The organism is Kitasatospora sp. NBC_01246 (genome assembly GCF_036226505.1).
Taxonomy (GTDB): domain Bacteria; phylum Actinomycetota; class Actinomycetes; order Streptomycetales; family Streptomycetaceae; genus Kitasatospora.
Window position 1 is genome coordinate 998,047 of record NZ_CP108484.1, and the last position, 24,782, is coordinate 1,022,828.

Below are 24,782 nucleotides of genomic sequence, written 5' to 3' on the forward strand. Positions count from 1 at the left end.
TGCTTTCCCAGGTTTGACCGCCGCCACCGCGCGAACTCATCGGTCCCGGAAGAACTGTTTCGTTCGCCGCCCCGGCAGCCCGCTCATGCCCCCTGACGACCCCGGTGACGAGGACGACCGGCTCCGTGCGGCGCGCGCCCGGGCCGTGGCGGCGTCGCCGGAGTGCGGGTCAGACGAACGGGAAGTACCGCGTGAAGGCCTGCGGAGTGACGGCGAGGAAGCCGTCGAAGGGCGCGTCGAGCTGCTGGATCAGCAGGATGGTGAAGGCGATCAGCCCGGTCAGACCCATCACCATCACCACGTGGGTGGCGCTGCGCTTGATGCCGAACAGGAACATGAACGCCACCGTGAGTGTGCCGCCGATGACCAGCCCGACCCAGAGCACCGTGGAGAGGCTGCTCATCGCCGACGCCTCCCGGCCCCGGCGGGCGTCGTCGAGGGTGGTGAGGACGGCGAGCATCTCCTGCGAGGCGTTCTGCTGCGTGGGCGTGTCGTCCTGCGAGGAGGCCTGACTGACCGTCCGCAGCTGGTTCAGCAGCCCCCAGCCGTCCGGGCCGAGCGGCTCGCGCGCCGCCATCCGCGGCCACTCGGCGTGCACGACCTGGACGGCGTAGGCGGTGGCCGTGGTGCGCAGCGCGTCGCGGCGGTCCGGCGGCAGGAGGTCGGCGAGCAGGTAGGTCTGGTGGAGGGCGCCGGCCTCGTCCTGGGAGTGGTTGAGGGCGCCGCTGTGGATCTCCCAGACCGAGACCATCGAGAGGCCGAGCACCAGCGCGTACAGGACGCCGACCATCATCGCGATGTACTCGGCGACGTCCTCGCGCGGCTCGGCGTCCTCGGGGACGGGGAAGAAGCGCCCCTTCAGCAGGACGATGGCGGCGGCCACCAGGGCGGCGCCCAGGACGACGGCGAGTGTCTGCAGCAGGTTCGACACGGTGGTTCCCGGGGGTTCAGCGGCGGAAGCGGGAGAGCGCCGCGACCGCGGCGGCGGCGGGCAGCAGGACGACCAGCAGGACGGAGGCGACCGGCAGGGCGTCCGGCGAGCGGCCGCCCGGGCGCGGGGTGCGACCGGACCCGGCGGCGTGGTGCGGGCCGACCGGGGTGGCGGCGGCGGCGGGGGTGGCGACCTCCACCGAGGGGTTGCGGGTGACCGCGGGCGACGGGGACGGCTCCGGGGAGGGGGCGGGGACGGTCGGAGCGGAGGGCGCGGGGGTCGCCGCGAGCGCCGCAGGCACCGGGACATCGGCGGGCAGGGCGGGTAGGGCGGGCACCGCAGGCACGGCGGGCGGCTCGGGGGGTGGCGCGGGAGCCCGGGCCGGGGCGGGAGCAGGGGCGGGAGCGGGAGCGGGAGCAGGGACGGGAGCGGGAGCGGGAGCAGGGACGGGAGCAGGGACGGGGGTGGGAGCGGGAGCCGCCGGGGCGGCCGGGGCCGGCACCGCGGCTCCGGGCCCGGGCGGCGGCACGGCGGGGGCATCCGCCGGGGCCGGTTCGCCCGGTGGGGTCGTCCCGGGCGGCGGTTCGGCCGGCGCCCCCGGCACCGTGGTCCCGCCCGGTGTGGTCCCGGGCGGGACCACGGGCCCGGGGGCGGTGCCCGGCGGGTTCTCCGGCGGGTTCTCAGACGGGTTCTCCGGCGGGTACTCCGACGGTCCGGCGGCCAGCGTGACGTCCGTCCCGGCGCGCGCGACCAGCAGCGGCGGCGGCACCGGCTCGCCGCACGGGCCGACCGTGGTGATGCCGTCCGAGCCCGTCACCTCGGCCGCGCTGCGGTACGTGCCGGGCGGCCGCCGGAGCACCGCCGCGCACCGCACCGTCCGGCCGGGCCCGAGCGCCACCGGCGCCGCCGGGCCGTCGCCGCAGTCGATCCCGTCCGGCACCAGCACGTCACGCAGCCGCAGGTCGTACAACGGCCGGTCACCCAGGTCGGCCACCGTGTACCGGAGGTCGGCGGTGCCGGATCCGGGCGCACCGGGGGCGGCGTCGACCGCCAGCCCGAGCGCGCTGACCACGCCGGTGTAGCCGGACGGGGCGGTGGCCGCCACCTCCCTGTCGGAGTGTCCGGACCGGCCGCGCGCGGTGGCGGTGGTGTCGTGGACACCGGCCTCGGCGGTGAGCCGGAGCGTGCAGACGACGGTGGCGCCGACCGCCAGCGGTTCGGCTTCGGGGCAGGGCACCGGCCGGCCGGCGTCGGTCACCCGGATCCCCCGCAGGCCGGTCTCCCCGGCGTTGGTGAGCCGGTACTCCTTGACGACGGCCGTGCCGCCCCGGACGGCGGGGCCGGGCGGTCCGGTGACGGTCACGGTGTTCACCCGGACGGCGAGCGCCAGCCCGGCGCAGTCCCCGTCCCCGGCAGGTGTCGCCGCCAGGCTCGGCAGTGCCAGCAGGAGGAGGAGCAGGAGCCGACCGCCGTGGCCACCCATCCGTGCCCCCTCGGTACCCGACGATCCGCCAACCCGTTCATCCTTGGGTCCGACCATCCTCGGAACCGGTCCGGAACACGCGGCCACCGTCCGACACGCCGCCCGATTCACCCGGCCGGCGCTGCGGGGCGCCCGGGACCGCTCCGCCCTCAACCGGCGCGGCCGCCGTCCGCCGCACGCCCGCCCCGCGCCCGCACGCCGCCGTGGACCGGAGGCGAGCGGGAGGGAGCGGAATCCGGCCGGCGACCGCGGGCCGTCCCGTCGGCTCTGCCCTCGGCGAATCTGCGGCGGGCAGAGAATCGACCTGCGGGGATCCTCCGGGGGCAAGAGTGGGGTCGACGGCATCCCGCATCGACAAGGAGATCCCGATGACTCCCCTCACCACCGCCCCGCCCCGCGCGGACGAGGGCTCCCGGCCGCCCAGCCGCTTCGACGACCACCTGGCGGCCCAACTGCTCGCCCAGCGGATCGTCCTCCTCGGCACGGAGGTCGACGACGTGTCGGCCAACCGGGTCTGCGCCCAGCTGCTGCTGCTGTCGGCGGAGGACCCGCGCACCGACATCTGCCTCTACATCAACAGCCCCGGCGGCTCGGTCACCGCGGGCCTCGCCATCTACGACACCATGCGGCTCATCCCGAACGACGTCTCCACCCTGGCGATGGGGTTCGCCGCCAGCATGGGCCAGTTCCTGCTCACCGTCGGGACGCCCGGCAAGCGGTTCGCGCTGCCGAACGCGCGGATCATGATGCACCAGCCCTCGGCGGGCATCGGCGGCACCGCCGCGGACATCGAGATCCAGGCGGAGAACCTCCAGTTCACCAAGAAGGCCATCGAGCGGATCATCGCCGAGCACACCGGGCAGAGCGAGGAGACGATCACCCGGGACGGCGACCGGGACCGCTGGTTCACGGCCGAACAGGCCCGGGAGTACGGGATGGTGGACCGGGTGCTGGAGTCGCTCGCCGACGTCCGCCCGGCCTCCTCGCGGCCGCGGATGGGGCTCTGACATGGGGTCGTACACGGTTCCCTACGTCATCGAGCGCACCGCACAGGGCGAGCGGTCCTACGACGTCTTCAGCCGGCTGCTGAACGAGCGGATCATCTTCCTCGGCACCGAGATCGACGACGGTTTCGCCAACGTCGTCATCGCCCAGCTCCTGCACCTGGAGTCGGAGAACCCGGAGCGCGAGATCTCGCTCTACCTCAACTCGCCGGGCGGGTCCTTCACTTCACTGATGGCGATCTACGACACGATGACCTTCGTGCAGGCGCCGATCTCCACGTTCTGCGTCGGACAGGCCGCGTCGACGGCGGCGGTGCTGCTGGCCGGCGGAGACCCCGGACGGCGGTTCGTGCTCCAGCACGCACGGGTCCTGCTCGGCCAGCCGGCCAGCGGCGGCCGGCAGGGGACCGTCTCCGACCTCAGCCTCGCGGCCAAGGAGATGGTCCGCATCCGCTCCCAGGTCGAGGAGGTCCTCGCCCGGCACACGCGTCACGACGTGGCGACGCTGCGGGCGGACATGGACCGGGACAAGGTGCTCAGCGCCGAGGAGGCCGTCACCTACGGGCTCGCCGACGAGGTGCTGAGCCGGCGGAACGCGCTCGTCTGATCCCGCCCGGGGCCGTGGGTGCGGGCCGGTCGGACGGCGAGCGCACGGCGGCCGGCCCGGCGGCGTGTGCCGCCGGGCCGGTCCGCGCGACGCGCGGTCGCGGTCAGGCCGCGAGGCAGAGACCGTCGTGGCGCGACGGGGACGACACCCGCCCCCGGCCCACCGAGCCGTGACCCACCGAGCCGTGACCCACCGAGCCGTGCGCCACCCGGCCGCGCCCGCCCCGGGCCAGCTCGCCCCGGGCCAGCTCGTCCTGGGCGAGCGAGAGCAGGTCGGCGAGGCCGAGGCCCAGGGAGCGGGCGGCGGCCGCGAGCACCTCGGAGGAGGCCTCCTTCCGTCCGCGTTCCAGCTCCGACAGGTACGGCACCGAGATCCGGGCCGCCTCCGCGACGTCCTTCAACGTCCGCTCCTGGGCCAGCCGCTCGCGCCGCAGCGCGTCGCCGACGAGGTCGCGCCACAGGGGTTCCCGGGGCGCGGGGGTCGGGGGGACCCCCGCCTGCCGATGCGGGGGGCGGGCCGCCGCACCGGGGCCGGGTGAGACCGGCGGGCGCAGCGGGATGACGCGGGCTTCGTTCGGCGTAGGAGTGCTCACACCTTCAGCCTAGGGATCCCGGGCGCCGGGGGAAGGGCACGGCGTTCTGCCCTGGGTGAAGCCGCGGGGAACCGCGACCGGGCCGCGGCTCCCGCCCGTTGTCCGGGGCGTGTTCGATCGGCCGTCGACCGCTGAGGCGCCGCGCCGGCGTGGCGAGCCGCCCCGCGCCGGACCCGCCGGCGGGTCAGCTCCTCGGGGGTGCGGCCGGTCCGCGGTGGCGGCCGGCCCGGTGCCGGGCCGGGGCCGCGTCAGTCGACGACGACGACCATCTTCCCCAGGGCCCGGCCCGCCTCCATCACCCGATGGGCCTCGACGATCTCACCGAAGCGGAAGACCCGGGTCGGGCGGGCCTTCAGGACGCCCGCCTCGACCTCGGCGCAGATCGCCTCCAGGGGCACGTCGGCGAGCGGGAACGCCGGTGTGCCCAGGACGAAGGCGCTGCCGAAGAAGCTGAGCCCGACCGCACCGGGCAGGTCGGCCATCGGGTCGAAGTCGGCCACCGGTGCGAAGCCGCCGAGGAAGCCGACCTGGCAGACCCGGCCCCGTGGGCGGACCGCGGCCAGCGAATCGCGCAGCACGCTGTTGCCGACGATGTCGAGCAGGGCGTCGACGACGAGGCCCCGGCGGCCGACCTCCGCGGCCAGGTTTCCGTCGTCGATGAGCACGTCGACGGCCCCGAGGTCCTTGAGCAGGGGCCCGTGATCCGGGTTGCGCGTGGTGGCCAGCACGTCGGCGCCGTGCCGGACGGCGAGGTTGACGGCGGCCTGCCCGAGCGAGGAGGTCGCGCCCCGGACCAGCAGCGTCTCCCCCGGCCGGAGGGCGAGGTTGCCGTGCAGGGCGCTGTGGGCCGTGGCGTACACCTCGGGCACGGCGGCCAGATCGGCCCAGGAGAGCCCGGACTCCACGGCCACCACATGGGTGGCCGGGACGGTGACCAATTCGGCGTAGCTGCCGTTGCGGGTCCGCCCCATCCCGCCGAGGATCGCAACCACCCGGGTGCCGACGGGGAGTTCGCCCGAGGGGTCGGCCTCGACGAGGCCGGCGCACTCGATCCCGGGGACGGCCGCCACCGGGCCCCAGGCCCCGCTGCGCATGTACGCCTCGGCGTGGTTGAGACCGAACGCCTTGACCCGGACGAGGACCTCGCCGTCGGCGGGTACCGGGTCGGGCAGTTCGGTGACGGCGAGCACCTCGGGGCCGCCGTGGGCGGAGATGACGATGGCCTTCATGTCCGAACCTCATTCTTGAGTAGTCATTCAACTATGGGGCCGAAAAGAGGGCCACCGCGTACGGTGGCCCGGGAACGCCGCGCCCGTCAGGAGAGCGCGACGAAGGCGTTGTCGACGACGGCCCGCAGGACCGCCGCGTCGGGATTGGCCTTGCCGACGACCATCAGCCCCTGGCAGGTCGCCACCAGCAGCTTGGCGCTGCCGGCCGCGTCGAGCGAGCTCCTGACCTCGCCCCGGCGGACGGCGTTCTCCAGGGCGTGGGTCATGCAGCGCTCCAGGCGCGCCAGATGGCCGCGCACGACGGCCGCCGCCTCGTCGTCCTCCGCGGCCTTCTCGATGGCGGTGTTGACCAGGAGGCAGCCCTGCCGCCCCTCGGGGCTGAGCAGGTCGCGCACCAGCCCGTCGAAGTAGCCGCGCACCTGCGCCACCGACGCGGCCGGCGCCTCCAGCTCCCCGAGCTTCTGCGGGACGACCAGCTTCGAATAGCGCTCCAGCGACTTCACGAAGAGCGCGTGCTTGCCCCCGGGGAACGCGCTGTAGATGCTGCCGGGCTTGACCCCGGTCGCCTTCACCAGATCCTCGATGGAGGTCGCCCGGTAGCCGCGCTCCCAGAACCGCCGCATCGCCTGATCGAGGACGGCGTCGGGGTCGAACTCACGTGGCCTGGGCATGAGGGAAAACATACCTGAGCGTTCATTCAAGAACAAGCCCCGCCCACCCGCCGCGCACGGTGGCCCCGCGGCGGGGCCGAACCCGGCAATTCCATGGTTCCCGACAAACCGTCACCTATCCTGACAGCGCAGGGACTGACCGCGCTGGGCAACACGCCCACCCACCCCGGCACCGTCGACGCGGCGGTGTCCTCGGACGGGCGCCACCTCTACGCCCGGACCGGGGTCGACGGCGTCGTGGACGAGTTCGCGGTCGACCCCGACGGCTCGCTCACCGCGCTGGGCTCGCAGACCGTGCCCCAGGGGGTCGGCGGCGAGGGCATCGTCGCCTTCTGACGGGCGCGCCCGCGGCTCCCGGAACGCCTGTGCTCCGCCGCCCGGTGGGCGGCGGAGCACAGGGCTGTCGGGCGGGACCGGACGCGGGATCAGAAGGTGAGGTTCCAGGCGTCGATCGTGCCGGTGTCGCCGGAGGCGCCGTCCTTGACCCGGAGCTTCCAGGTGCCGTTCGCCGCGCTCGCGGAGGCGTTCACGGTGTACGTCTTGGCGACGTCGTCGGCGCTGTCGCCGTTCGCGAAGTCCTCCAGCAGGTAGACCGTGCCGTTCGGGGCGACCAGGGAGATCACCAGGTCACCGCGGTAGGTGTGCTTGATGTCCACGCCGACCTTGAGGGCGGCGGGGGCGTTGCCGGTCACGCCGGTGACGGCGATCGGGCTGTCCACCGTGGCGTTGTCGGCGATCGCCGCGTCGGTCAGGTTCTCGAAGTACTTGCCGGTCGGCGGCGTGGTGGTGCCGCCGACCGCCTTCAGCGCGTCGACCTGGCCCTCGCCGAAGAAGGCGTTGTTCGCGGTGGTGCCGGTGCAGCGGCCGTCCGAGCCGGGGCAGGCCACGTCGTTGGCCTGGGTGGCGAGGCGGGCCCGGATGCCGGCCGGGGTGAGCGTCGGGTCGGCACTGGCGATCAGCGCGGCCACGCCGGTGACGTGCGGGGAGGCCATCGAGGTGCCGCTCTTGGTCCCGTACTTGCCGCCGGGCAGGGTCGAGTAGACGCCGTTGGCGCCGTCGCCGCCGGGGGCCGCGACGTCGATGACGCCCTTGCCGAAGTTGGAGTAGGAGGCCTTGGCGCTGCCGCTGCCCATGGCGGCGACGGTGACCACGCCGGGGAGCTCGGTCGGGATGTCCAGGCAGGCGTTGCTGATGGTCCGGGTGACCGGCGTCGAGTCGTTCGGGCTCTCGCTGTCGGTCGTCTTGTTGGCCAGGTCGTAGTCGGAGTTGCCGGCCGCGGCGACCTGGAGCGAGCCCTTGCCCTCGGCGTACTCCTGGGCGCGCTTGACGCCCTCGATGATGGCCGCCTGGTCGACGTTGTCCGGGCAGTTGAACTGCCACGGGTCGGTGTAGTAGCTGTTGTTGGTCACCTTGAAGCCGTGGTCACCGGCCCAGACGAAGCCGCAGACGGTGTTCTCGGCGTAGAAGAGGGTGCTGGTCGGTTCGGCTATCCGGACGGAGGCTATCCTCACGCCCGGGGCGACGCCGACGACGCCCTTGCCGTTCTTGGCCGCCGCTATGGTGCCCGCGACGTGGGTGCCGTGGGTGTCGACGTCCCGCCAGGCGCCGGTGCGGGTGTCCGCCTTGCCGTAGGCGCAGGAGGCCGAGTCGGCGGCGTCGAAGTTCGGCGCGAGGTCCTGGTGCTGGTCGTCCACCCCGGTGTCGAGGACGCCGACCTTGACGGTGGCGGAGCCGGTGCTGACGGCCCACGCCTGGTCGGCCTTGATCTGGGTCATGTCCCAGCGGTTCGACTCGGTGAGGGTGGTGGCCGCCTGGGCAGGGTTGGCGGGCAGCGCGGGGTTGTAGGCGTCGGCTGGCACGTCGGAGGTGCGGGTCGCGCCGACCTGCTGGACACCGGCGGCGCCGCGCACCGCGGTCGCGAAACCGGCCGAGGTGGAGTGGGCCACGATCACGCCGATCGCGTCGTAGCTCGCGAAGACCGTGCCGCCGTTGGCGGTGACGGCGCTCCTGGCGGCCGCGGTGTCGGCGGGTGCGCTGATCACCAGGTAGGCGCGCGTCCCGGCGGCCCAGCCGGCGGCGACCTGCGGGGCGGTGGCGGCGGCGGGCGCCGCGGCGGCGATCGGCATACCGGCGGCGGCGGGCACCCCGGCGGCCGTGGGGGCGGCGGCCGCGAGGGGGGCGGCGGCGGCCGTCACGCCGGGGACGGCCAGCGCCAGGGCCGAGAGGACGGCGAGCGCGGCGGCCGGGCGACCGAGCCGCCGGGATATCAGGGGTGACACGTGTGTCCTCCGATCGGCCCGTGCGTGAGGGGTTCGCACGGAGTTTGAACGCAACATGCCAGATCGGTGAGCACTTGGGGAAGGCTTTACGCGTGACAGCTTGTCACAAGCGTGTCAACTTTTGGTGTCGCCCGGGGGCGCCGCCCGCGGGCCGCGTCGCCCGGCGCCCCCGGAGCAGGGCTCGTTCGTGCACGAGCCCGACTCCCCCCGCCGCTGGGGCCGTTCACCCCCGGAGCCGCGCGGTCACCACCTCCAGCACCGCGTCCCGCTGTTCGGCCAAGTAGAAATGGCCGCCCGGGAACACCTCCAGCTCGAAGGCGCCGGTGGTGTGGCGGGCCCAGCCGCCGGCCTCGTCCAGCGAGACCCGCGGGTCCGCGTCCCCGGTCAGCGCGGTCACCGGCGGCGACACCACGGCGTCCGGCGCGCACCGGTACGTCTCGATCGCGGTGTAGTCGCTGCGCAGCGCCGGCAGGATGACGGCCCGCAGCTCCGGGTCGGCGAGGACCCGTGCGTCGGTGCCGCCGAGCTCGGACACCTCGGCGAGCAGCTCGTCGTCCGGGAGCCGGTACACCGCCGACTCCCGGGGCCGGGAGGGCGCGCGGCTGCCGGAGACGAACAGGTGGGCCGGGCCGGCCGCGCCGGCCGCTTCGAAGCGGCGCGCCACCTCGAAGCAGACGGCCGCGCCCATGCTGTGCCCGAAGAAGGTCAGCGGCAGGTCGGTCCAGGGCAGCAGTGCCTCGTACACCCGGTCGGCGAGACCGGTGACGGAGTCGATCCCGGGCTCGCCGAAGCGGTCCTGCCGGCCGGGGTACTGGACGGCGAGCACGTCGGCGTACGGCGCGAGGGCGGTCGCGTAGTCGAGGAAGTAGCTCGCCGACCCGCCCGCGTGCGGGAAGCAGACGACCCGGGCGGGCGCCGTGTCGTGGGAGTGGAACCGGCGGAACCACGGGCTCTCGGTGGCGGTACTGCGGGCCATGCGGGACGACCTCCCTGAAGACGGGTCAGCTGCTGCGCTACCTCCCCAGTGTCCCCTGCCGCCCCACCGCGCACCACGGGCCACCCGGCACCCGGCACCCGCGACCGGTCCGTCGCCGCGGCGGAGCCGCGCTACCGGGCCGGCTCGGCCGGGCCGAAGCGGACGGCCTCCGCGCGTTCCCGGGAGACCCGGTCCAGCAGCAGCACCGAGGCGGCCTCCGGGGTGGGCGTGCCGGCCGCGCCCGCGGCGTGCCGGGTGAAGGCCGCCAGCAACCGGTCGAGGCCCCGGCGGTGGCGGGCGAAGGCCCGGCGCGGGGCCCAGCGCCCGCGCTCCCGCTGACCGGCGAGCGCGGTGACGGCGCCGACGTCCAGCAGGACGAGGTGCAGTTCACGGCCCTGACGGGCGGCGACGCCGGACAACCAGCGGCGCATCCAGGCCCGGCTGCCGCAGTCGTGCACCAGCAGCGGACCGCCCCGGCGGACGGAGGCGCGCAGCAGGCGGAAGTGCTCGATCCGGGCCCACGGCCGGTAGACCGCGTACGGCAGGGCGGCCGGCATCACCGCCGCGCAGGCCTCGTGCACGGCCCGGGGATCGACGGTGGCGGCCGCCCCGCTCCGGTCCGACCAGCGGCGCAGCAGGGTGCTCTTGCCGCTGCCGGGGAGTCCGGAGACCACCACGACCGCGCCCGGCGGGTAGCGGACGGTGAAGGACTCACCGGCCGCGTCCCTGAGATCGACCAGGCCCCGCGGTTCCATCGCTGTCTGCGCCCCCTGCCGTACCGCGGTCCGCCCGCCCGGCGTGGTCGGCCTGTCCATGGTGCTCACTCATCCCCGTCGGTGCCCGACCTGGAACGATAACAACACCGACCGCCCTCCGGACCGCACGGTCCCCGGCCCGGCCCCCGGGACCGCTCCCCCGACCCGGCCGCCGGACGGCGGGGTGATGTGATGGACTGTCAGATCGGACGCGGGTATCGAGAGTCGGGAGACGGCGCGTGGCGAGGACGCGGACGGCGGGGCGGGCGGCGGGCACCGGGACGGCCACGCACACCGGGCTGGTCCTCGACGGGCTGGCCCGCGATCCGGCCCGGGTCGCGCTGCGGTACGGCGAGTCGTCGCTGACGGCGCAGGAGTGTCTGGACGACGTGCACCGGTTCGCCCGCGCGCTGGCCGCCACCGGTCTCGGGCGCGGCGACGGCGTCACCGTGCTGGCCGGGAACCGGCCGGAGGCGGTGCTGGTGCGCCTGGCGGCGAACCTGATCGGCTGCCGGGTGGCGATGCTGCCCACCGACCGGTCGGTGGCGGACCAGGTCGCGATGGCCGAGGAGGCGCGGACCGCCGCCTTCGTCTTCGCCCCGGAGCGGTTCACCGCGACCGCGCGGCAGCTCGCCGGGGCGCTCCCCGCCGCGCTGCCGCTGGCCCTCGGCCCCACCCCGGTCGGGGCGGACCTCACCGCCCTGGCCGCGCCGCTCCCGCCCGTCCCGCCGGCACCCCGCTGGCGGCCGGACGACGTGATGGCGATCCGGTTCACCGGCGGCTCGACCGGCCGGCCGAAGGGAGTGCTGCGCCGCTTCGCCCGGCCGCCCCGGCCGGAGCTGGTGGCGGCGTCCACCTTCCTGCTCTGCACGGCCCTGTGCCACGGCGGAGGCACTACGGCCGACCTGGCCCTCGCGGCGGGCGGCACGGTGGTGCTCCAGGACGGCTTCGAGGCCGAGGCGGTCCTGGCGGCCGTCGAGCGGTACCGGGTGTCACGGGTGTACCTGCCGCCGCACCTGCTCTACCGGGTGCTCGACCACCCCGCACTCTCCCGGACCGACACCGGCAGCCTGCGCCGGGTGACGTACACCGGGTCCCCGGCCGCCCCGGAACGGCTGGCGGAGGCGACCCGCCGGATCGGCCGGGTGCTGCACCAGACGTACAGCCTGACGGAGTGCGGGCCGGTCACCCGGCTCACCCCGGACGAGCACCTCGATCCGAGGCTGCTCACCACCGCCGGGCGGCCGCTCCCGGACACCGAGGTCCGGATCGTGGACGAGGCGGGCGCGCCGCTGCCGGTCGGCCGGACCGGGGAGATCCGCGTGCGGACGCCGACGGTGATGTCCGGCTACTGGCGTGATCCGGCGCTGACGGCCCGGGTGCTGCGCGGCGGCTGGCTGCACACCGGGGACCTGGGCAGCCTGGACGCGGCCGGGTACCTGACGGTGGCCGGGCGGCGGGGGCCGATGGCGATCGTGGACGCGCACAACGTCTTCCCGCGCGATGTCGAGCGGCCGCTGCTGGCGCATCCGGCGGTGCGGGAGGCGGTGATGTTCGCGACCACCGGCCCGGACCGGCTGGAGCGGGTGCACGCCGCGGTCACCACCCGGCCCGGGGCGGGGGTGACGGCGCGGCAGCTGCACCGGTGGGCGCGTGAGCGCGGCGGTCCGCACGGTGATCCGTCGACGATCCTGGTGCTGCCGGAGCTGCCGCTGAGCGCGACCGGGAAGCCGGACTTCGACGCCCTGCGGACCCTGCTGGCGCAGGCGGGACCGGAGGAGGGACGGGAGGCCCCGGAGGCGGCCGACGGGGTCACGGGCGGCCGGGTCACGGGCGGCTGACGGGATCGCGGGGGCGGGGTCACGGGCGGCGGGGTCACGGGCGGCCGACGGGGGCGCGCAAAGGCTCCGGGGGCGCGTATCGAGGAGCACCGCGCGCCGCCGACGCTTCGAGTGCCCGCGCGTGCTCCCGGTGCTGCGGCGGATGTCCCACGGAACCGCCCGTGGACACTCGATCCTACGGCGCGTCCTGCCGATATCCCCGGCACAACTCCCGTCGCACCGCCCACCGGAGGCATCTGCCGTGACCTGGCTCCGCGTCCTCACCGCGCTCGGCATCCTCGCCGTGGCGGCCAGCGCCGTACTCGTCTTCGCGCTCTGCACCGCCGCCGCCCGGGGCGACCGCGGCAGGCGCGGCGAGCCGGAGCGGGACCTCCGCTCCGAGGCCGAGCGCAGCGGGCTGATCCGACGCGTCGGCGACGACGGCTGAGCCTGCCCCGGAAGCCCCAACACCTCTGATCAGCAGGGCTGTTGCCGGGAAGCGGGGGTAGTAGGTGGCGGGCAGCGGGTAGCGGCCGTGGCTTCGGGCCCACCCGTAGCGGGCACGCTATCGACGCCAGGACACAAGGTGTCCTAGGGTGAACAACGTGTCCTCGCCCGTCGCTCCCGGCGGGCGGCACGGCGGCCACGCCTGCCCAACGGCCCCGCCGCGCCCGGGCGTTCCCCTACGAAGGAGAAGCACAGCCGATGGCAGAGACCCTCACGGCCACCAAGGCGGAGCTGGTGGACCTCGCCCACCGCAGAATGCAGAGCGCCATCCCCGACAACGGCTGGACCACCCGGCAGAAGCTCGCGCTCACCTGCCGGATCCTGTTCGACGCCGGACACGACTCCGGCCTGGCCGGCCAGATCACCGCCCGCGCCGAGGAACCCGGCACCTACTACACCCAGCGGCTCGGCCTGGGCTTCGACGAGATCACCGAGTCCAACCTGCTGCTGGTGGACGAGGACCTCAACGTCCTGGCGGGCGAGGGGATGGCCAACCCCGCCAACCGCTTCCACAGCTGGGTCTACCGGGCCCGCCCGGACGTCGAGTGCATCATCCACACCCACCCGCTGCACATCTCCGCGCTGTCGATGCTGGAGAAGCCGCTGATCGTCTCGCACATGGACCTCTGCCCGCTCTACGACGACTGCGCTTTCCTGGAGAAGTGGCCCGGCATCCCGGTCGGCAACGAGGAGGGCGAGATCATCACGGCCGCGCTCGGCGACAAGCGCGCCCTGCTCCTCGCCCACCACGGACAGCTGGTGGCCACCGGCACCGTCGAGGAGTCCTGCGTCCTCGCGGTGCTGTTCGAGCGGGCCGCCCGGCTCCAGCTGCTGGCCTCGGCCGCCGGACGGATCCAGGAGATCCCCGAGCTGCTGGCCCGCGAGGCGCACGACTGGATCTCCACCCCCAAGCGCGGCCAGGCGTCCTTCGCCTACTACGCCCGCCGCGCCCTGCGCGCCGGCCACGGCGACGCACTCGACTCCCTCACCCCGGAAGGCGGTCGCTGACATGGCCGGTCCGACCCTGGAAGGGATCATCGCCTACCCGGTGACCCCGTTCTCCCCCACCGACGGCGGTCTCGACACCGCACGCCTGGGCACCCTGATCGACCGGCTGGTCGAGGCCGGCTGCCACGCCGTCGCCCCGCTCGGCTCGACCGGGGAGAGCGCCTACCTCGACGACCAGGAGTGGTTCACCGCCGCCGAGGCCTCGGTGGCGGCGGTGGCCGGGCGGGTGCCCACCGTGGTGGGCATCGCGGAGCTCACCACCCGCAAGGCCGTCCGCCGGGCCCGGTTCGCCGAACAGGTCGGCGCCGACGCCGTGATGGTCCTGCCGCTGTCGTACTGGAAGCTGGACGAACGCGAGATCGTCCGCCACTTCACCGAGGTCGCGGGCGCCGTCTCCGTCCCCGTGATGATCTACAACAACCCGGCCACCAGCGGCGTCGACCTCTCCCCCGAGCTGATGGTCTCGCTGGTCGAACGGGTCGAGAACATCACCATGGTGAAGGAGAGCAGCGGCGACGTGCAGCGGATGCACCGGCTCAGCCAGCTCACCGGCGGCGAGCTGCCGTTCTTCAACGGCAGCAACCCGCTGGCCCTGGAGGCGTTCGCCGCCGGCGCCGCCGGCTGGTGCACCGCCGCGCCCGGCCTGATACCCGAGGCGGTGCTCGAACTCCACCGGGCGGTGCGGGTCGGCGACCTGGACGCCGCCCGGCAGTCCTTCTACCGCCAGCTGCCGCTCCTGCAGTTCATCCTGCGGGGCGGCCTGCCCACCACCGTGAAGGCCGGCCTGGCCCTGCGCGGGCTGGACGTCGGCGAGCCGCGCCGACCGCTGCTGCCGCTGGACGACGAACGCACCCGCCACCTGGCAGAGTTGCTCGCGACACTGGATTGACGAGGCGTCAGGGCAGGCTGGGAACCCGGTCCGACGGGCCGGCCGGATCGTCGTGGATCACCACGAGGATCGCGGCCGGCTCCGGACCGGTGCTCCGGCAGCGGTGCGGCAGCGCCGAGTTGAAGTAGACGCTGTCCCCCGGGGCGAGCCGGACCGTCCGCTCGGGGAACTCCAGCTCGACCGCCCCGGCGTGGACGAAGAAGAACTCCTCACCCGCGTGCGACTTGAAGGGCGAGTCGCCCAGCTCCAGCGGCGGGTACATCATGAACGGCACCATCCGCTTGCCGCTGAGACCGGTCGCGATGCCCTCGTAGTGCGGGGCGCCGGGGCCCGTGCCGCCGGCCATCGGCGTCCGCTCGCCGGCCCGGACCACCGTGATCAGCTCGGGCTCCACGTCCTCCGCGAACAGGCGGCCGACGTCGACCTTCAGCGCGTGCGCCAGCTTGAGCGCGGTCGAGATGGAGGGGTCGCTGAGCCCCCGCTCCACCTTGGAGAGGTAGCTCTTGGTCACCCCGACCTGGGCCGCCAGCGCCTCCAGGCTCAGCCGGTTCTGCTTTCTCAGCACTCTCACGCGGCTGCTCATGCGGTACCTCTCGCCCCGGAACGTCCGGTCCAGTATCCCATCGCGCCCGGCCCCGCCGCCCCGGGGCCGGGCGGCGGGTGCGGCCGGGCGGCGGGTGCGGCCGGGCGGACGCGTCAGTGGCCCGCGATGTCGTCCGGGCGGACGGCGATGTGGTCGGCGCCCAGGTCCACCGCGACCCGGTGCTCCATCCCCAGCGCCTCCAGGAACTTGACCGGCAGCTGCACCCGGCCGGTCCGGTCGAGCATCACGTACTCGGTCTCGTTCACCGACTCCTCGCCGTACTCGTCGGTCACCGTCCGCCGCAGCACCTCACTGCTGGTACGGCCGTCCCGGATCGCGACCGTGCGGCGCACCTCACCGGCGACCATCGGGTCGTGGGTGACGATGACGACGGTGGCACCCAGCTCGCGGTTGACCGTGCGGAAGGTCTCGAAGATCCCCGCCGCGGTCTCGGAGTCGAGCTCACCGGTCGGCTCGTCGGCGAGCAGGACGGGCGGGTTGTTGGCCATGCCGACGGCGATCGCCACCCGCTGCTGCTGGCCGCCGGAGAGCTCACCCGGGCGCCGGTGCGCGAGGTCGCCCAGCTCCATCGCCTCCAGGAGCTCGGCGACCCGGGCCGCCTGCTGCCGGGAGCGGGCCGCGCCGCCGCCGCGGCCCCGCAGCTGCATCGGCAGCGCGATGTTCTCGGCCGCGGTGAGGAACGGCAGCAGGTTGCGGGCGGTCTGCTGCCAGATGAACCCCACCACCTCGCGCCGGTACCGCAGCCGCTCCCGCGCCGACATCTCCAGCAGGTCGCAGCCCGCCACGGTGGCCGTCCCCGCGGTCGGCATGTCCAGCCCCGCCAGGATCGTCAGCAGCGTCGACTTCCCGCTGCCCGACGCGCCCACCAGGGCCACCAGGTCGCCCTGACGGATCGTCAGCTCAAGGCCCTGGAGCGCCTGCACCTCCACACCCTCGGCGCTGAAGATCCGCACCAGGCGCTCGCAGACGATCGCCGCGTCCCCCGCGACCACCCGCGGCGCCGAGGCCGCCAGCGCCCGCTCCCGCAACTCGTCGAGCGTCGGGCCCTCGACGACCGCCCCGCCCTCGGACACACTGCTCACCACTGATCTCCTGTCGCCGCTGCTGCGCCTGGGTGCGCTCCTGGTCGCGATCGCCACGTGCTGGTTCCCCTGCCGAACGCCCGGCCGGGGGCTCCGCCACCGCCGAACGCGCCGCTGCCGAACGCCCCGCCGTCGGCCGGTGGCCGCGCGGGCCGGGTGACGGTCATCGCTGGTCCCCCGCCCGCAGTTCGGTGCTGATCTGGCGCCGGCCGGAGATCAGCGCCTCGGCCAGCACACCCGCGGTGACCAGCGCCGCCAGACCGAGGACCTGGAACAGCACCGGCAGCGGCGCCGGCCGCAGCCCGGTCGGAACCGGTGCGCCGACCAACGCGGACAGGTCGATCGCCGGACCGAGCAGGGCGACCGCGATCCACGCCACCACGCCGCCGCCGACGGCCGCGACCAGGGTCTGCGGCAGCGTCTCGGCCACGATCAACGCGAGCCCCTGCCGGGGCCGCAGCCCCATGGTGCGCAGCCGTGCCAGCACGGCCGCCCGCTCCGGAGCCGCCCGGAGCAGCGTCAGCAGGACGGCGAGCAGCGCGAACCCGGCAGCGCCGATCACCGCCGCCCAGAACAGCCGGGCCGCCGAGTGCTGCAACGGGTCGTTCGCCAGCTCGGCGGAGCGGGCGGCACTGGTGCGGACCAGGTACCCGGTCGGCACCGCGTCGGCGTCGGACTCGGCCGGTGCCTGGGCCGCCGGGGCGGTCCCGGACGGCGAAGGCGCGGCGGTCGGCCCGGGCGTCGACGCCGAGGCCGAGGCCGACACCGCGGCGCCCTCCGGGGAGCCGTCGCGCGGCTGCACCGGTGCCAGCTCGCGCATCAGCCCCTTCAGCTGCCGCTCGTCGATGTCGCCGGTGGCGAACCACAGGTTGGCACGCTTGAGTTCGGGAAAGCGCGCGGTCGAGGGGCCGGCCGGGAGCACCACGAAGCGTCGGGTGGAGCTCTCAAGTGCCGGGGTGCCGTCGAGGGTACCGGCCGACCTGGCGAGCAGCTCCCACCCGTTGGGCATCCGCAGCCGGTAGCCCCCGTCACCGATCCTCCGCGCGAGTTCGGTGCTGAACAGGGCCGGTACGGGGGTGTCGATCCCGCCGTCGTCACCCGCGAGGACGGCCGGGTCGAAGGCGCCGCGACCGACGGCCCGGGACAGCTCGGCGTACGTCCCCGGGTCCACGACCAGGGTGCTGACCCGGATCGGCCCGGCGTCGCTGCCCAGCAGGAACACGTCGTTGTCCCACCACACGGCGGTGGCCGTCCGCACCCCGGGCAGCGCGCCGGCCGCCGTGAGGAAGCCGGGCGGGAGCACGGCGCCGGTCGGTGCTCCGACGACCGCGTCGCCACCGACCGCGCTCCGGACGGCCTGCGCCCGGCCACGGTCGACGGCGTCCAGCACGGTGGCGCCGAAGCCGGCCGTCGTGACCGCCAGCATCAGCGCGAACACCGGCAGCACCGACGGACGCGGCCGGCCGCCCGATCCCCGCGCGGCCCGCGCCAGGCCCAGGAAGCCGACCACCCCCGAACCCCGGCCCGCCGCCCGCGCCAACAGGCCAACCAGCACGGGCTGCACCCGGGCCAGCACCAGCCCACCCGTCAGCGCCAACAGCAACGGCGCCGCCACCAGCAACGGGTCCAGCCCGTCGCCGGGCGGCACCACACCCCGGCGCCGGACCTCCAGCACCGCCGCGACCGTCACCGCCCCGACCACCAGCTCACCCACCAGCCGGCGCCAGCCACCCGGCGCACGCCGCGCCGACCACAGCAGCGCCGCCCGGACCGGCAGACCCAGCGCCGCGAGCAGCAGCACCACCAGCGCCGCGACCATCGATCCCCACCACCGGGGGGTCGGCAGCCACCACCACACCAGTCCGGTCGCCACCACCGCGGCCGGCACCACGGTCACCGCGCCCTCGCCGAGCAACCGCCGCACCACCCCGCCCCGCGAACCGCCGCGGGCCTGCAGCAGCGCCAGCTCACCGTGCCGCCGGTCCCCGGCCAGCCCCGCCGCCAGGCAGAGCACCACCACGGCCACCCCGGCCAGCCCGGCCGGACCGACCGCCGCCAACGGCGCCGCCGCGTCACGGCGCGCCACCGCCTGCCCGAACAGCTCGGGCAGCTCCGAGCCGACCCGCAGGTCCTCGCGGCCGGTCAGCGTGGTGAGGCGCAGCGCCGTGGAGCCGGCGAGGTAGGAGGAGATCTCCTCCTTGGTCCGGTCCAGCTGGTCGGCGCGCAGGGCGGCGGTGTCGACCGGCAGCCGCCAGAAGTCCGTCGCGCCGCCGCCCCACGGGGCGATCCGGTCCGTCGCGCCGGGGGAGACCACACCGCCGGTGCGCCATTTGACCTTGGCGGTGGCCTCCCGACAGGCCCGCTCGGGGCACGGCAGGCCCACCCAGTACGGGTCGTCGGGGTCGTTGGCCACGTAGACGCCGACCACATCGGCCCGGACCGGCTCGCCGGTGAGCGAGGATCCGGCGTCGACGAGGTCGCCGAGGTGCATGCCGATGGTGTCGGCGGCGGCCTTGCTGATCGCGATCGGCACCGGGCCGTCGCCACCGCCGGCGCCGGGCCACTGGCCGGCCACCAGGGTGACCCGGTCGGTGAGGCCGTGCAGCGAGACCAGGTCGAGCTGGGGCGGCACCTCGTCGGGGCGTGCGTACCCGGTGTTGAGCATCGGGCGCGACTTGTTGCTGCGCGTTCCGTAGACCGGGCCGCTCGCCGCGAACCGGAAGGTCTCGTTCGGGTAGGAGGCGAGCTTCGCCGCCACCCTGTCCAGGTCGGCGGCGTCGTACTGGTGGCGCCCGGTGGCCAGCAGGCTGGTCCAGGACGGGCCTCGGTCGTGCAGGAACTCGCGCAGCGCGTCGTCGGTGCCCCGGTCGACGGCGCGCGGGAAGGCGGCGGCCAGCAGGACGGTGACGAAGGCCAGCGCGGCCATCAGCGCGGCGGCCAGCGGCGCCGTCCGCAGCCTGGTCCGCACCCAGGGCGCGGGGCGGTGCTCCGGCCTCGGCGCAGGGCGGGGGGTACCGGTGTCGGCCGGGGTGGTCACATCTCCTCCACGTACCGCAGCCGGGCGGCCACGTCTCGACGGCGGCGGCGCCCACTCAGGGAGGCCGACAGCAGGGCAACGGCCGTGATCGCGGCCGCGAGCAGCAGGGCCGGGCCCAACGGCAGGTCGACCAGCACCTCGGGCACCGGACGGTGGGCGGACGGGGTGAGCACCACCAGCGGCACCACCAGGTGGACGGTCAGGGCGCCCAGGGCCAGCCCGACCAAGCTGCCCAGCGCGACCAGCACGCCCTGCTCGGCGGCGACCGTCCGGCTCAGCCGGCGCCGCGGGGTGCCGAGCGCGAGCAGCACGGTGAACTCCCCCGCGCGTTCGCGGGCCGAGGCCGCCGCCGCCGCGGCGAAGCCGATCGCCGCCAGCACGGCGCTGACCAGGGCGATCGCGGCGAGCGCGTTCTGCGGCGCGGCACCGATCGGGTCCGCGAGCAGCTCAGCCGCCACCTCGTCGCGGACCACCAGCTGCTGCCCCCCCGGTTCGGCGCGCAGCTTCGCGGCGGCCGCGGCCGGCACCCCGTCCCCCGGCCCGGTGGCGGGCAGCCACCACTCGGAGACGGCCGGCAGCTGCCGGCCGCCCGCGCCGATCTGCCGCGCGACGGTGGCCAGGTCGACGACGACCGCCCGGTCCCCGACCACCGGCAGCGACTCGACCACGCCCGTCACCTCGACCTGCAGCGTGACGCTCGCGAACGGCACCTGGACGAGGTCGCCGACCGCCGCTCCCACCGCGGTCAGATAGGCGCGGGTGGCGACCCCGGAGATCCCCTTCGGAGCCGGGGCGCCGGCGGGGGCGACGATGGCCTCCGCGCTGTTCCTGCCGCCGTGCCCCTTCTCGTAGTGGAGCTTGAGCAGCTGCCGCTCGCGCTCGCCCTCCGCCACCGGTAGGACCGCGGAGGAGGACAGCTCGTCGTCCGAGGCGGCGACGGTGGTCCAGGCGAGGCCGGCCGGGGCGGCGACGGGGGTGGCCGGTCCGGTGGCGCTGTCGGCGAGGCCGATCCGCCCGACGGTCAGCGTGCCGCTGAGCGGGACGACGCGGTCCGAGCCGAACACCACGACCAGCCCGGCCATCGTGAGCGGCGCGGCGGCGGAGCCGACCGGCGCGCCGGTCAGCGCCGAGAGGTCGGCGGTGGCCACCGCGCCGCCCTGCTCGGGGACCCCGGCCAGCGGGGCCCGGAAGGTGGCGCCGAACCGGTCGCGCAGCATCAGCCAGACCTCGGGGCGCGCGTCTGCCTGGGCGGCCGGCACATTGGTGAGCTCGACGTCGATGCGCCGGGGGCTGCCCGGCAGCGGGAGCCCGGCCTGCGCCCCGGTCGGGGCCGGCCCGGCCAGCGGCGCGAACACCTCCCGGGCGCTCTGCCCGCCCAGCAGGTCCGCCCGCACCGGCACCCGGTCCGCGAACCCGGCGGCGTCCAGCGCCAGCAGCTGACCCGCCGCACCGCCCGGCAGCGAACTCTCCTGCCGGACCACCGGAACCAGCCGCTCACCGCCCGGCAGCGCCCCGTACCGGCCGCCCTGCCCCATCGACGCCGTCGCCGACCCGAAGATCCGCAGACCGCCCGCCGACACGAAGTCCGCCTGGTCCCGCTGCGATCCCGACCAGCTGGCATGCTGACCCAGCGCCAGCACCCCCGTCGACACCGCCAGCACCAGCAGCAGCACCGGCCCCGCGGCGCGCCCGGGCCGGCGTGCCAGCTGCCACCCCGCCAGGGCCGGCGCCAGGCCCCGGCCCCGCGCCGCCAGCCTGCCGCCCAGCCGGGCGGCGAACGGCAGCAGCCGCAGCACCAGCAGGGTGCCGGCGCACAGCAGCAGCGTCGGAGCCGCCACCAGCACCGGGTCCAGGCCCAGCTCGCCGTCGGAATCCGCCGACAGCCCGCCGCTGTAACGCGCCAGCTGGAAGTAGGCCAGCACCGCCAGCGCCACCACCGCGAGGTCGGCACCCGAGCGCACCGCGCCCGCCACCAGCGCCTGCCGGCGCCCCGCCCGGCGCAGCACCGCGCCACCCGCGCCGCGGAACACCGCCGGAGCCGCCGTCAGCACCACACAGGCCAGCGCGCACACACCCGCGACCGGCCACAAGGTCCAGCTCAGACCGGTGTCCAGCGGCACCCGGGACAACGCGCCGAACCGGGTCAGCGCCCGCAGCAGCACCGGGACCAGCAACGGCGCCAGCACCGCCGCCGGCAGCGCCAGCAGCACCGACTCCGCCGCCGAGAACGCGCCCAGCCGCACACCCGAGGCACCGCGCGCCGCGAGCAGGGCGTTCTCCCCCACCTGCCGGGCCGCCATCAGGTGCACCACCAGCAGCAGCACCGCGGCGGCGAGCACCACCAGTTGCAGCGCGCCGATCAGCAGGGTGGAGCGGGCGACCAGCGCGCTGGAGTCCAGTTCCTGGAGGAACAGCGGCAGTTCGGTCGAGACCTGGAGGCCGGCCGAGGTGCCGAGCTCCGCGGCGAGGCCCGCGGCACGGTCCCGGACGGCGTCGGCCTCGGCGGCGCGGACGGTGGAGAAGTCGGCGCCGAGCAGCCAGCTCCGGCCGTTCTGCGGAACGCCGGCGGCGGTGAAGGCGCTGTCGTCGACCAGCAGCGGCCCGTAGGTGGTGAAGCCGCCGACCAGGATCTCGCGGCCGCCCACCGGGTCCAACCGCCAGTACGGGTCGGCGAGATCGGTGGCGCGGTAGACGCCCGTGAGCCGGACGGTGAGAAGCGCGCCGCTCAGGCGGTCGTCCAGCCGGACCTCGGCGGGCAGCGCCCCGGCGCTCAGGCCCAGCCTCGCGAGCGCCGCCTGTGGCACGGCCGCCTGGACCGGCCCGGCCCCGGACGCGGCCGCCGCCGGCCACGCGCCCGCCACCAGGGTGACCCGGTCGTGGTCGAGCGTGGCGAGCAGGGTGAGATCGGTCTGCTTCGCGGCGGCCTGGCCGGCGGCGGGAGCGGCGGCGGTGGCGGCGGCCGGAAGGCCGTAGGAGCGGCTGCGGGTCAGGCTCTCGTGGTGCACGGGCAGTCCGCCGAAGAGCCGGCCGGCGTAGCCGGCGACCGCCGCGTCGTCGGCGGCCCGCTTGTCCTGGCCGTGCTCGGCCTTGACCAGAACGGTGGTCCGGGCGGCCTGGCCGGGTGCCTGGAGCGCCTGCCGCAGCCCCGCCTCCCCCACGGTGCGGTTGAAGGCCACCAGCGCGGTGAGCACCGCCGTGGTGATCAGCACCGTGAGCAGGACGGCGCCGGCCAACGGCAACCGCCCGCGCAGACGGCGCACGACGAAGCCGAGCATCCTGTTGCCTCCCCCGGAACATCCCGGTCGCGCCCGGCGCCGCCGTCCGGGCACTCTCCAGCCACGGGATGGACGCCTGTTACGCACCGCTACGGTGATCACCGGCGCTTGATCACCGGATAGCGGACGATGCTGTCAGATTCGCTCTTCAAACGGAAGGGACTTGCGCGAATCATGTAACTAGTGAGCAAATTCTCCGCGTTGGCAGTACATCGGACCCCCACCCGGCGAGACAGGAACAACGGGCCGGCCGTGGCACGCGGTTCAGCGTTCGATCAGAATGCCATGCACACCTCAGCTTGAACGCCCGTCATCAGTACTTCACTTCAGTCGAGGAACACCCAGGGGGACGCCCAATGACGCAGCAACCGGCCGCCACCGTCACCACCGACATGGTCACCGTCACCGACCTCACCCACAGCTTCGGCACCGGCGACCGCACCGTCCACGCCCTGCGCGGCGTCTCCTTCACCGCACGGCGCGGCGAACTCACCGCCCTCAAGGGCCGCTCCGGCTCCGGGAAGACCACCCTCCTCAACCTCGTCGGCGGCCTCGACACCCCCACCGGCGGCACCATCACCCTCGACGGCACCGACCTCGCCGGCCTCGACGAGAACCAGCGGCTCGCCCTGCGCCGCGACCGCATCGGCTTCGTGTTCCAGTCCTTCGGCCTCATCCCCGTCCTCACCGCGAGCGAGAACGTCGGGATCCCGATGCGCCTGCGCAACGTCCCGACCCCCCAGCGCGAGGAGCGCGCCCGCACCCTCCTCGCCCTCGTCGGCCTGAGCGACCACGCCAACCAGCGCCCCGCCGAACTCTCCGGCGGACAGCAGCAACGCGTCGCCATCGCCCGGGCCCTGGCCAACCAGCCCGACCTCATCATCGCCGACGAACCCACCGGCCAACTCGACTCCGAGACCGGCCGCGCCATCATGGAACTGCTGCGCGCCGTCGTCCGCAGCGAAGGCGTCACCGCCCTCGTCGCCACCCACGACCCCACCCTCATGGAACTCGCCGACCACGTGATCGAACTCCACGACGGCCGGATCACCGAACCCACCCCCTGACCCCGTGGGTCGGCCCTTTCGGGGCAGCGGACCGTGCCCGGAGAGGCACGGCCCGCTGCCCGGCCGGCCCCGGTCCACCCGCTCAGAGCGCCCTGAACTCAGAGCACCCTGAGCGCGGACTCGCAGGCGCGGCACCGACGGGTCCGCTGGGACGGCGGGTACCAGGGCTGTCCCGGTCCGGACGGCCGGTAGTTCTCGCGCTCCAGGTCGCCCGTGCCGATCCCGCAGAACGTGACCGGCCCCGGGTCCTCCGGCACCTCCGGGTCGGCCGGGGCCGCGTGCACCCAGCGGATCCGGGCGCCCACGTCGACCTCTCCCGCGTCCAGCACCTCCGTGGACGGCTCCAGCTCGACCAGTACGATCACTCCGCTCATACCTCGACCCTGCCCCCGCCCCGCACCGGCCGCATCCCGACCGCCGGGGCGGCGCCCGGAATCCCCGCCGGAGCGAATACCGGAATCCGGAGCCGGACCCGCCGGGATCCGCCCCGCACCGGAATTCCCGCGGGCCCGGACAAGGCGGAGCGCATTCCGAAGTACGGCGGCTTGCAATTCCCGACCCGCACCGCCGAGCGGCCGAAATCCCCCCGCCACCAGGGCCTCACCGCGGAACACCCGATCCGTCGCCGGGAATCACCCCTGCCCCGGGAATACGCTTCCCCGGACGGGAGCGCGGGGCGCCGGGCGGCGGCGGACTGGGCATTCCTCAGGCGCGCTGCCGGTCGATCTCGGCCTGGGCCTGCCTGGCCGCGTCGGCGAGGATCTGCGCCGCGTCTCCCCCGCCGACGACCTTGACGGCGGCCGCCGCGAACAGGGTGTTCACCGTGCGATGTCGCTGGTCGCGGGCGGGCCGCTGATCCAGGTGGCCGGCCGCACCGGGTCGAGCAGACCCATCGCGTCGGGAACGATCTGGTCGGCACGGTCGGCCGCCTCCCGCTCGCCGCCGCCGTGCTCCCGGACGGGCCCC

At 75.2% G+C, this 24,782-nt stretch carries 21 protein-coding genes and 1 pseudogene; 8 read left to right on the plus strand and 14 right to left on the minus strand.

The genetic code is table 11. The features are described from left to right. Positions 1–169 precede the first annotated feature (169 nt). Together OG618_RS04540 and OG618_RS04545 are read right to left on the minus strand one after the other, a co-directional pair. Positions 170–931 carry a bestrophin-like domain gene (locus OG618_RS04540; protein WP_329485862.1) on the minus strand — a complete coding sequence of 254 codons (762 nt, stop codon included), beginning with the start codon at positions 929–931 and terminating at the stop codon, positions 170–172. 16 nt (positions 932–947) lie between these two features. Further along, a complete protein-coding gene (locus tag OG618_RS04545) occupies positions 948–2,414 on the minus strand; it encodes a hypothetical protein (protein ID WP_329485863.1) in 1,467 nt (488 codons plus the stop codon). A 368-nt stretch (positions 2,415–2,782) separates the two neighbouring features. Here OG618_RS04545 and OG618_RS04550 point away from each other — a divergent pair, with 368 nt between their 5' ends. Together OG618_RS04550 and OG618_RS04555 are read left to right on the plus strand one after the other, a co-directional pair. Then, on the plus strand, positions 2,783–3,421 hold the full coding sequence (locus OG618_RS04550; protein WP_329485865.1) for a ClpP family protease: 639 nt from the start codon (positions 2,783–2,785) through the stop codon (positions 3,419–3,421). Between the two features lies 1 nt (position 3,422). Continuing rightward, positions 3,423–4,025, plus strand: coding sequence for a ClpP family protease (locus OG618_RS04555; protein WP_329485867.1), 603 nt, complete (start codon positions 3,423–3,425; stop codon positions 4,023–4,025). Positions 4,026–4,128: 103 nt separating this feature from the next. On the opposite strand, the gene OG618_RS04560 is transcribed toward OG618_RS04555, so the two are convergent. The 3 genes from OG618_RS04560 to OG618_RS04570 form a co-directional block, all read right to left on the minus strand. Further along, the gene (locus tag OG618_RS04560; RefSeq protein ID WP_329485868.1) at positions 4,129–4,617 is read right to left on the minus strand and encodes a helix-turn-helix domain-containing protein; all 489 of its coding nucleotides are present in this window, start codon (positions 4,615–4,617) and stop codon (positions 4,129–4,131) included. Positions 4,618–4,865: 248 nt separating this feature from the next. Beyond that, complete coding sequence (locus tag OG618_RS04565; RefSeq protein WP_329485869.1) at positions 4,866–5,846, minus strand: zinc-binding dehydrogenase; 981 nt, start codon at positions 5,844–5,846, stop codon at positions 4,866–4,868. Between the two features lie 86 nt (positions 5,847–5,932). Beyond that, positions 5,933–6,517 (minus strand): TetR/AcrR family transcriptional regulator, encoded by a 585-nt coding sequence (locus OG618_RS04570; RefSeq protein WP_329485870.1) that lies wholly within the window; start codon positions 6,515–6,517, stop codon positions 5,933–5,935. Positions 6,518–6,610: 93 nt separating this feature from the next. On the opposite strand from OG618_RS04570, the gene OG618_RS04575 reads away from it, so the two are divergent. Further along, positions 6,611–6,853 carry a hypothetical protein gene (locus tag OG618_RS04575; protein ID WP_329485872.1) on the plus strand — a complete coding sequence of 81 codons (243 nt, stop codon included), beginning with the start codon at positions 6,611–6,613 and terminating at the stop codon, positions 6,851–6,853. 89 nt (positions 6,854–6,942) lie between these two features. Here OG618_RS04575 and OG618_RS04580 read toward each other — a convergent pair whose 3' ends face one another. The 3 genes from OG618_RS04580 to OG618_RS04590 all read right to left on the minus strand — a co-directional run bounded on the left by OG618_RS04580 (position 6,943) and on the right by OG618_RS04590 (position 10,587). Continuing rightward, the gene (locus OG618_RS04580; RefSeq protein ID WP_442906759.1) at positions 6,943–8,796 is read right to left on the minus strand and encodes a S8 family peptidase; all 1,854 of its coding nucleotides are present in this window, start codon (positions 8,794–8,796) and stop codon (positions 6,943–6,945) included. A gap of 223 nt (positions 8,797–9,019) precedes the next feature. Next, positions 9,020–9,772, minus strand: coding sequence for a thioesterase II family protein (locus OG618_RS04585; RefSeq protein ID WP_329485874.1), 753 nt, complete (start codon positions 9,770–9,772; stop codon positions 9,020–9,022). A 131-nt stretch (positions 9,773–9,903) separates the two neighbouring features. Then, positions 9,904–10,587 (minus strand): AAA family ATPase, encoded by a 684-nt coding sequence (locus OG618_RS04590; protein ID WP_329485875.1) that lies wholly within the window; start codon positions 10,585–10,587, stop codon positions 9,904–9,906. Positions 10,588–10,766: 179 nt separating this feature from the next. Between OG618_RS04590 and OG618_RS04595 the strand changes: the two genes are divergently transcribed. The 4 genes from OG618_RS04595 (at position 10,767) to OG618_RS04610 (ending at position 14,751) form a co-directional block, all read left to right on the plus strand. Beyond that, positions 10,767–12,368: an AMP-binding protein gene (locus OG618_RS04595; protein ID WP_329485876.1), complete on the plus strand. Its 1,602-nt coding sequence runs from the start codon at positions 10,767–10,769 to the stop codon at positions 12,366–12,368. 241 nt (positions 12,369–12,609) lie between these two features. Then, the gene (locus tag OG618_RS04600) at positions 12,610–12,795 is read left to right on the plus strand and encodes a hypothetical protein (protein WP_329485877.1); all 186 of its coding nucleotides are present in this window, start codon (positions 12,610–12,612) and stop codon (positions 12,793–12,795) included. Between the two features lie 257 nt (positions 12,796–13,052). Then, the gene (locus OG618_RS04605) at positions 13,053–13,862 is read left to right on the plus strand and encodes an aldolase (protein ID WP_329485878.1); all 810 of its coding nucleotides are present in this window, start codon (positions 13,053–13,055) and stop codon (positions 13,860–13,862) included. Position 13,863: 1 nt separating this feature from the next. Continuing rightward, complete coding sequence (locus OG618_RS04610; protein ID WP_329485879.1) at positions 13,864–14,751, plus strand: dihydrodipicolinate synthase family protein; 888 nt, start codon at positions 13,864–13,866, stop codon at positions 14,749–14,751. 7 nt (positions 14,752–14,758) lie between these two features. Here the strand turns inward: OG618_RS04610 and OG618_RS04615 are convergent, their stop codons facing one another. The 4 genes from OG618_RS04615 to OG618_RS04630 form a co-directional block, all read right to left on the minus strand. Then, a complete protein-coding gene (locus tag OG618_RS04615; RefSeq protein WP_329485880.1) occupies positions 14,759–15,322 on the minus strand; it encodes a helix-turn-helix domain-containing protein in 564 nt (187 codons plus the stop codon). 125 nt (positions 15,323–15,447) lie between these two features. After that, positions 15,448–16,437: an ABC transporter ATP-binding protein gene (locus OG618_RS04620; protein ID WP_442906760.1), complete on the minus strand. Its 990-nt coding sequence runs from the start codon at positions 16,435–16,437 to the stop codon at positions 15,448–15,450. Positions 16,438–16,600: 163 nt separating this feature from the next. Continuing rightward, a complete protein-coding gene (locus tag OG618_RS04625; RefSeq protein ID WP_329485881.1) occupies positions 16,601–19,474 on the minus strand; it encodes a hypothetical protein in 2,874 nt (957 codons plus the stop codon). Continuing rightward, on the minus strand, positions 19,471–22,749 hold the full coding sequence (locus tag OG618_RS04630; RefSeq protein ID WP_329485882.1) for an FtsX-like permease family protein: 3,279 nt from the start codon (positions 22,747–22,749) through the stop codon (positions 19,471–19,473). Before OG618_RS04630 ends, OG618_RS04625 begins: the two co-directional genes overlap by 4 nt. Before the next feature lie 356 nt (positions 22,750–23,105). Between OG618_RS04630 and OG618_RS04635 the strand changes: the two genes are divergently transcribed. After that, positions 23,106–23,816 carry an ABC transporter ATP-binding protein gene (locus OG618_RS04635; RefSeq protein WP_329485883.1) on the plus strand — a complete coding sequence of 237 codons (711 nt, stop codon included), beginning with the start codon at positions 23,106–23,108 and terminating at the stop codon, positions 23,814–23,816. A gap of 98 nt (positions 23,817–23,914) precedes the next feature. Here OG618_RS04635 and OG618_RS04640 read toward each other — a convergent pair whose 3' ends face one another. After that, positions 23,915–24,190, minus strand: a complete 276-nt coding sequence (locus OG618_RS04640) for a hypothetical protein (RefSeq protein ID WP_329485884.1) — start codon at positions 24,188–24,190, stop codon at positions 23,915–23,917. A gap of 444 nt (positions 24,191–24,634) precedes the next feature. Continuing rightward, positions 24,635–24,721: pseudogene (locus OG618_RS04645) on the minus strand (lactate utilization protein C); the annotation flags it as partial. Between the last annotated feature and the right edge of the window lie 61 nt (positions 24,722–24,782).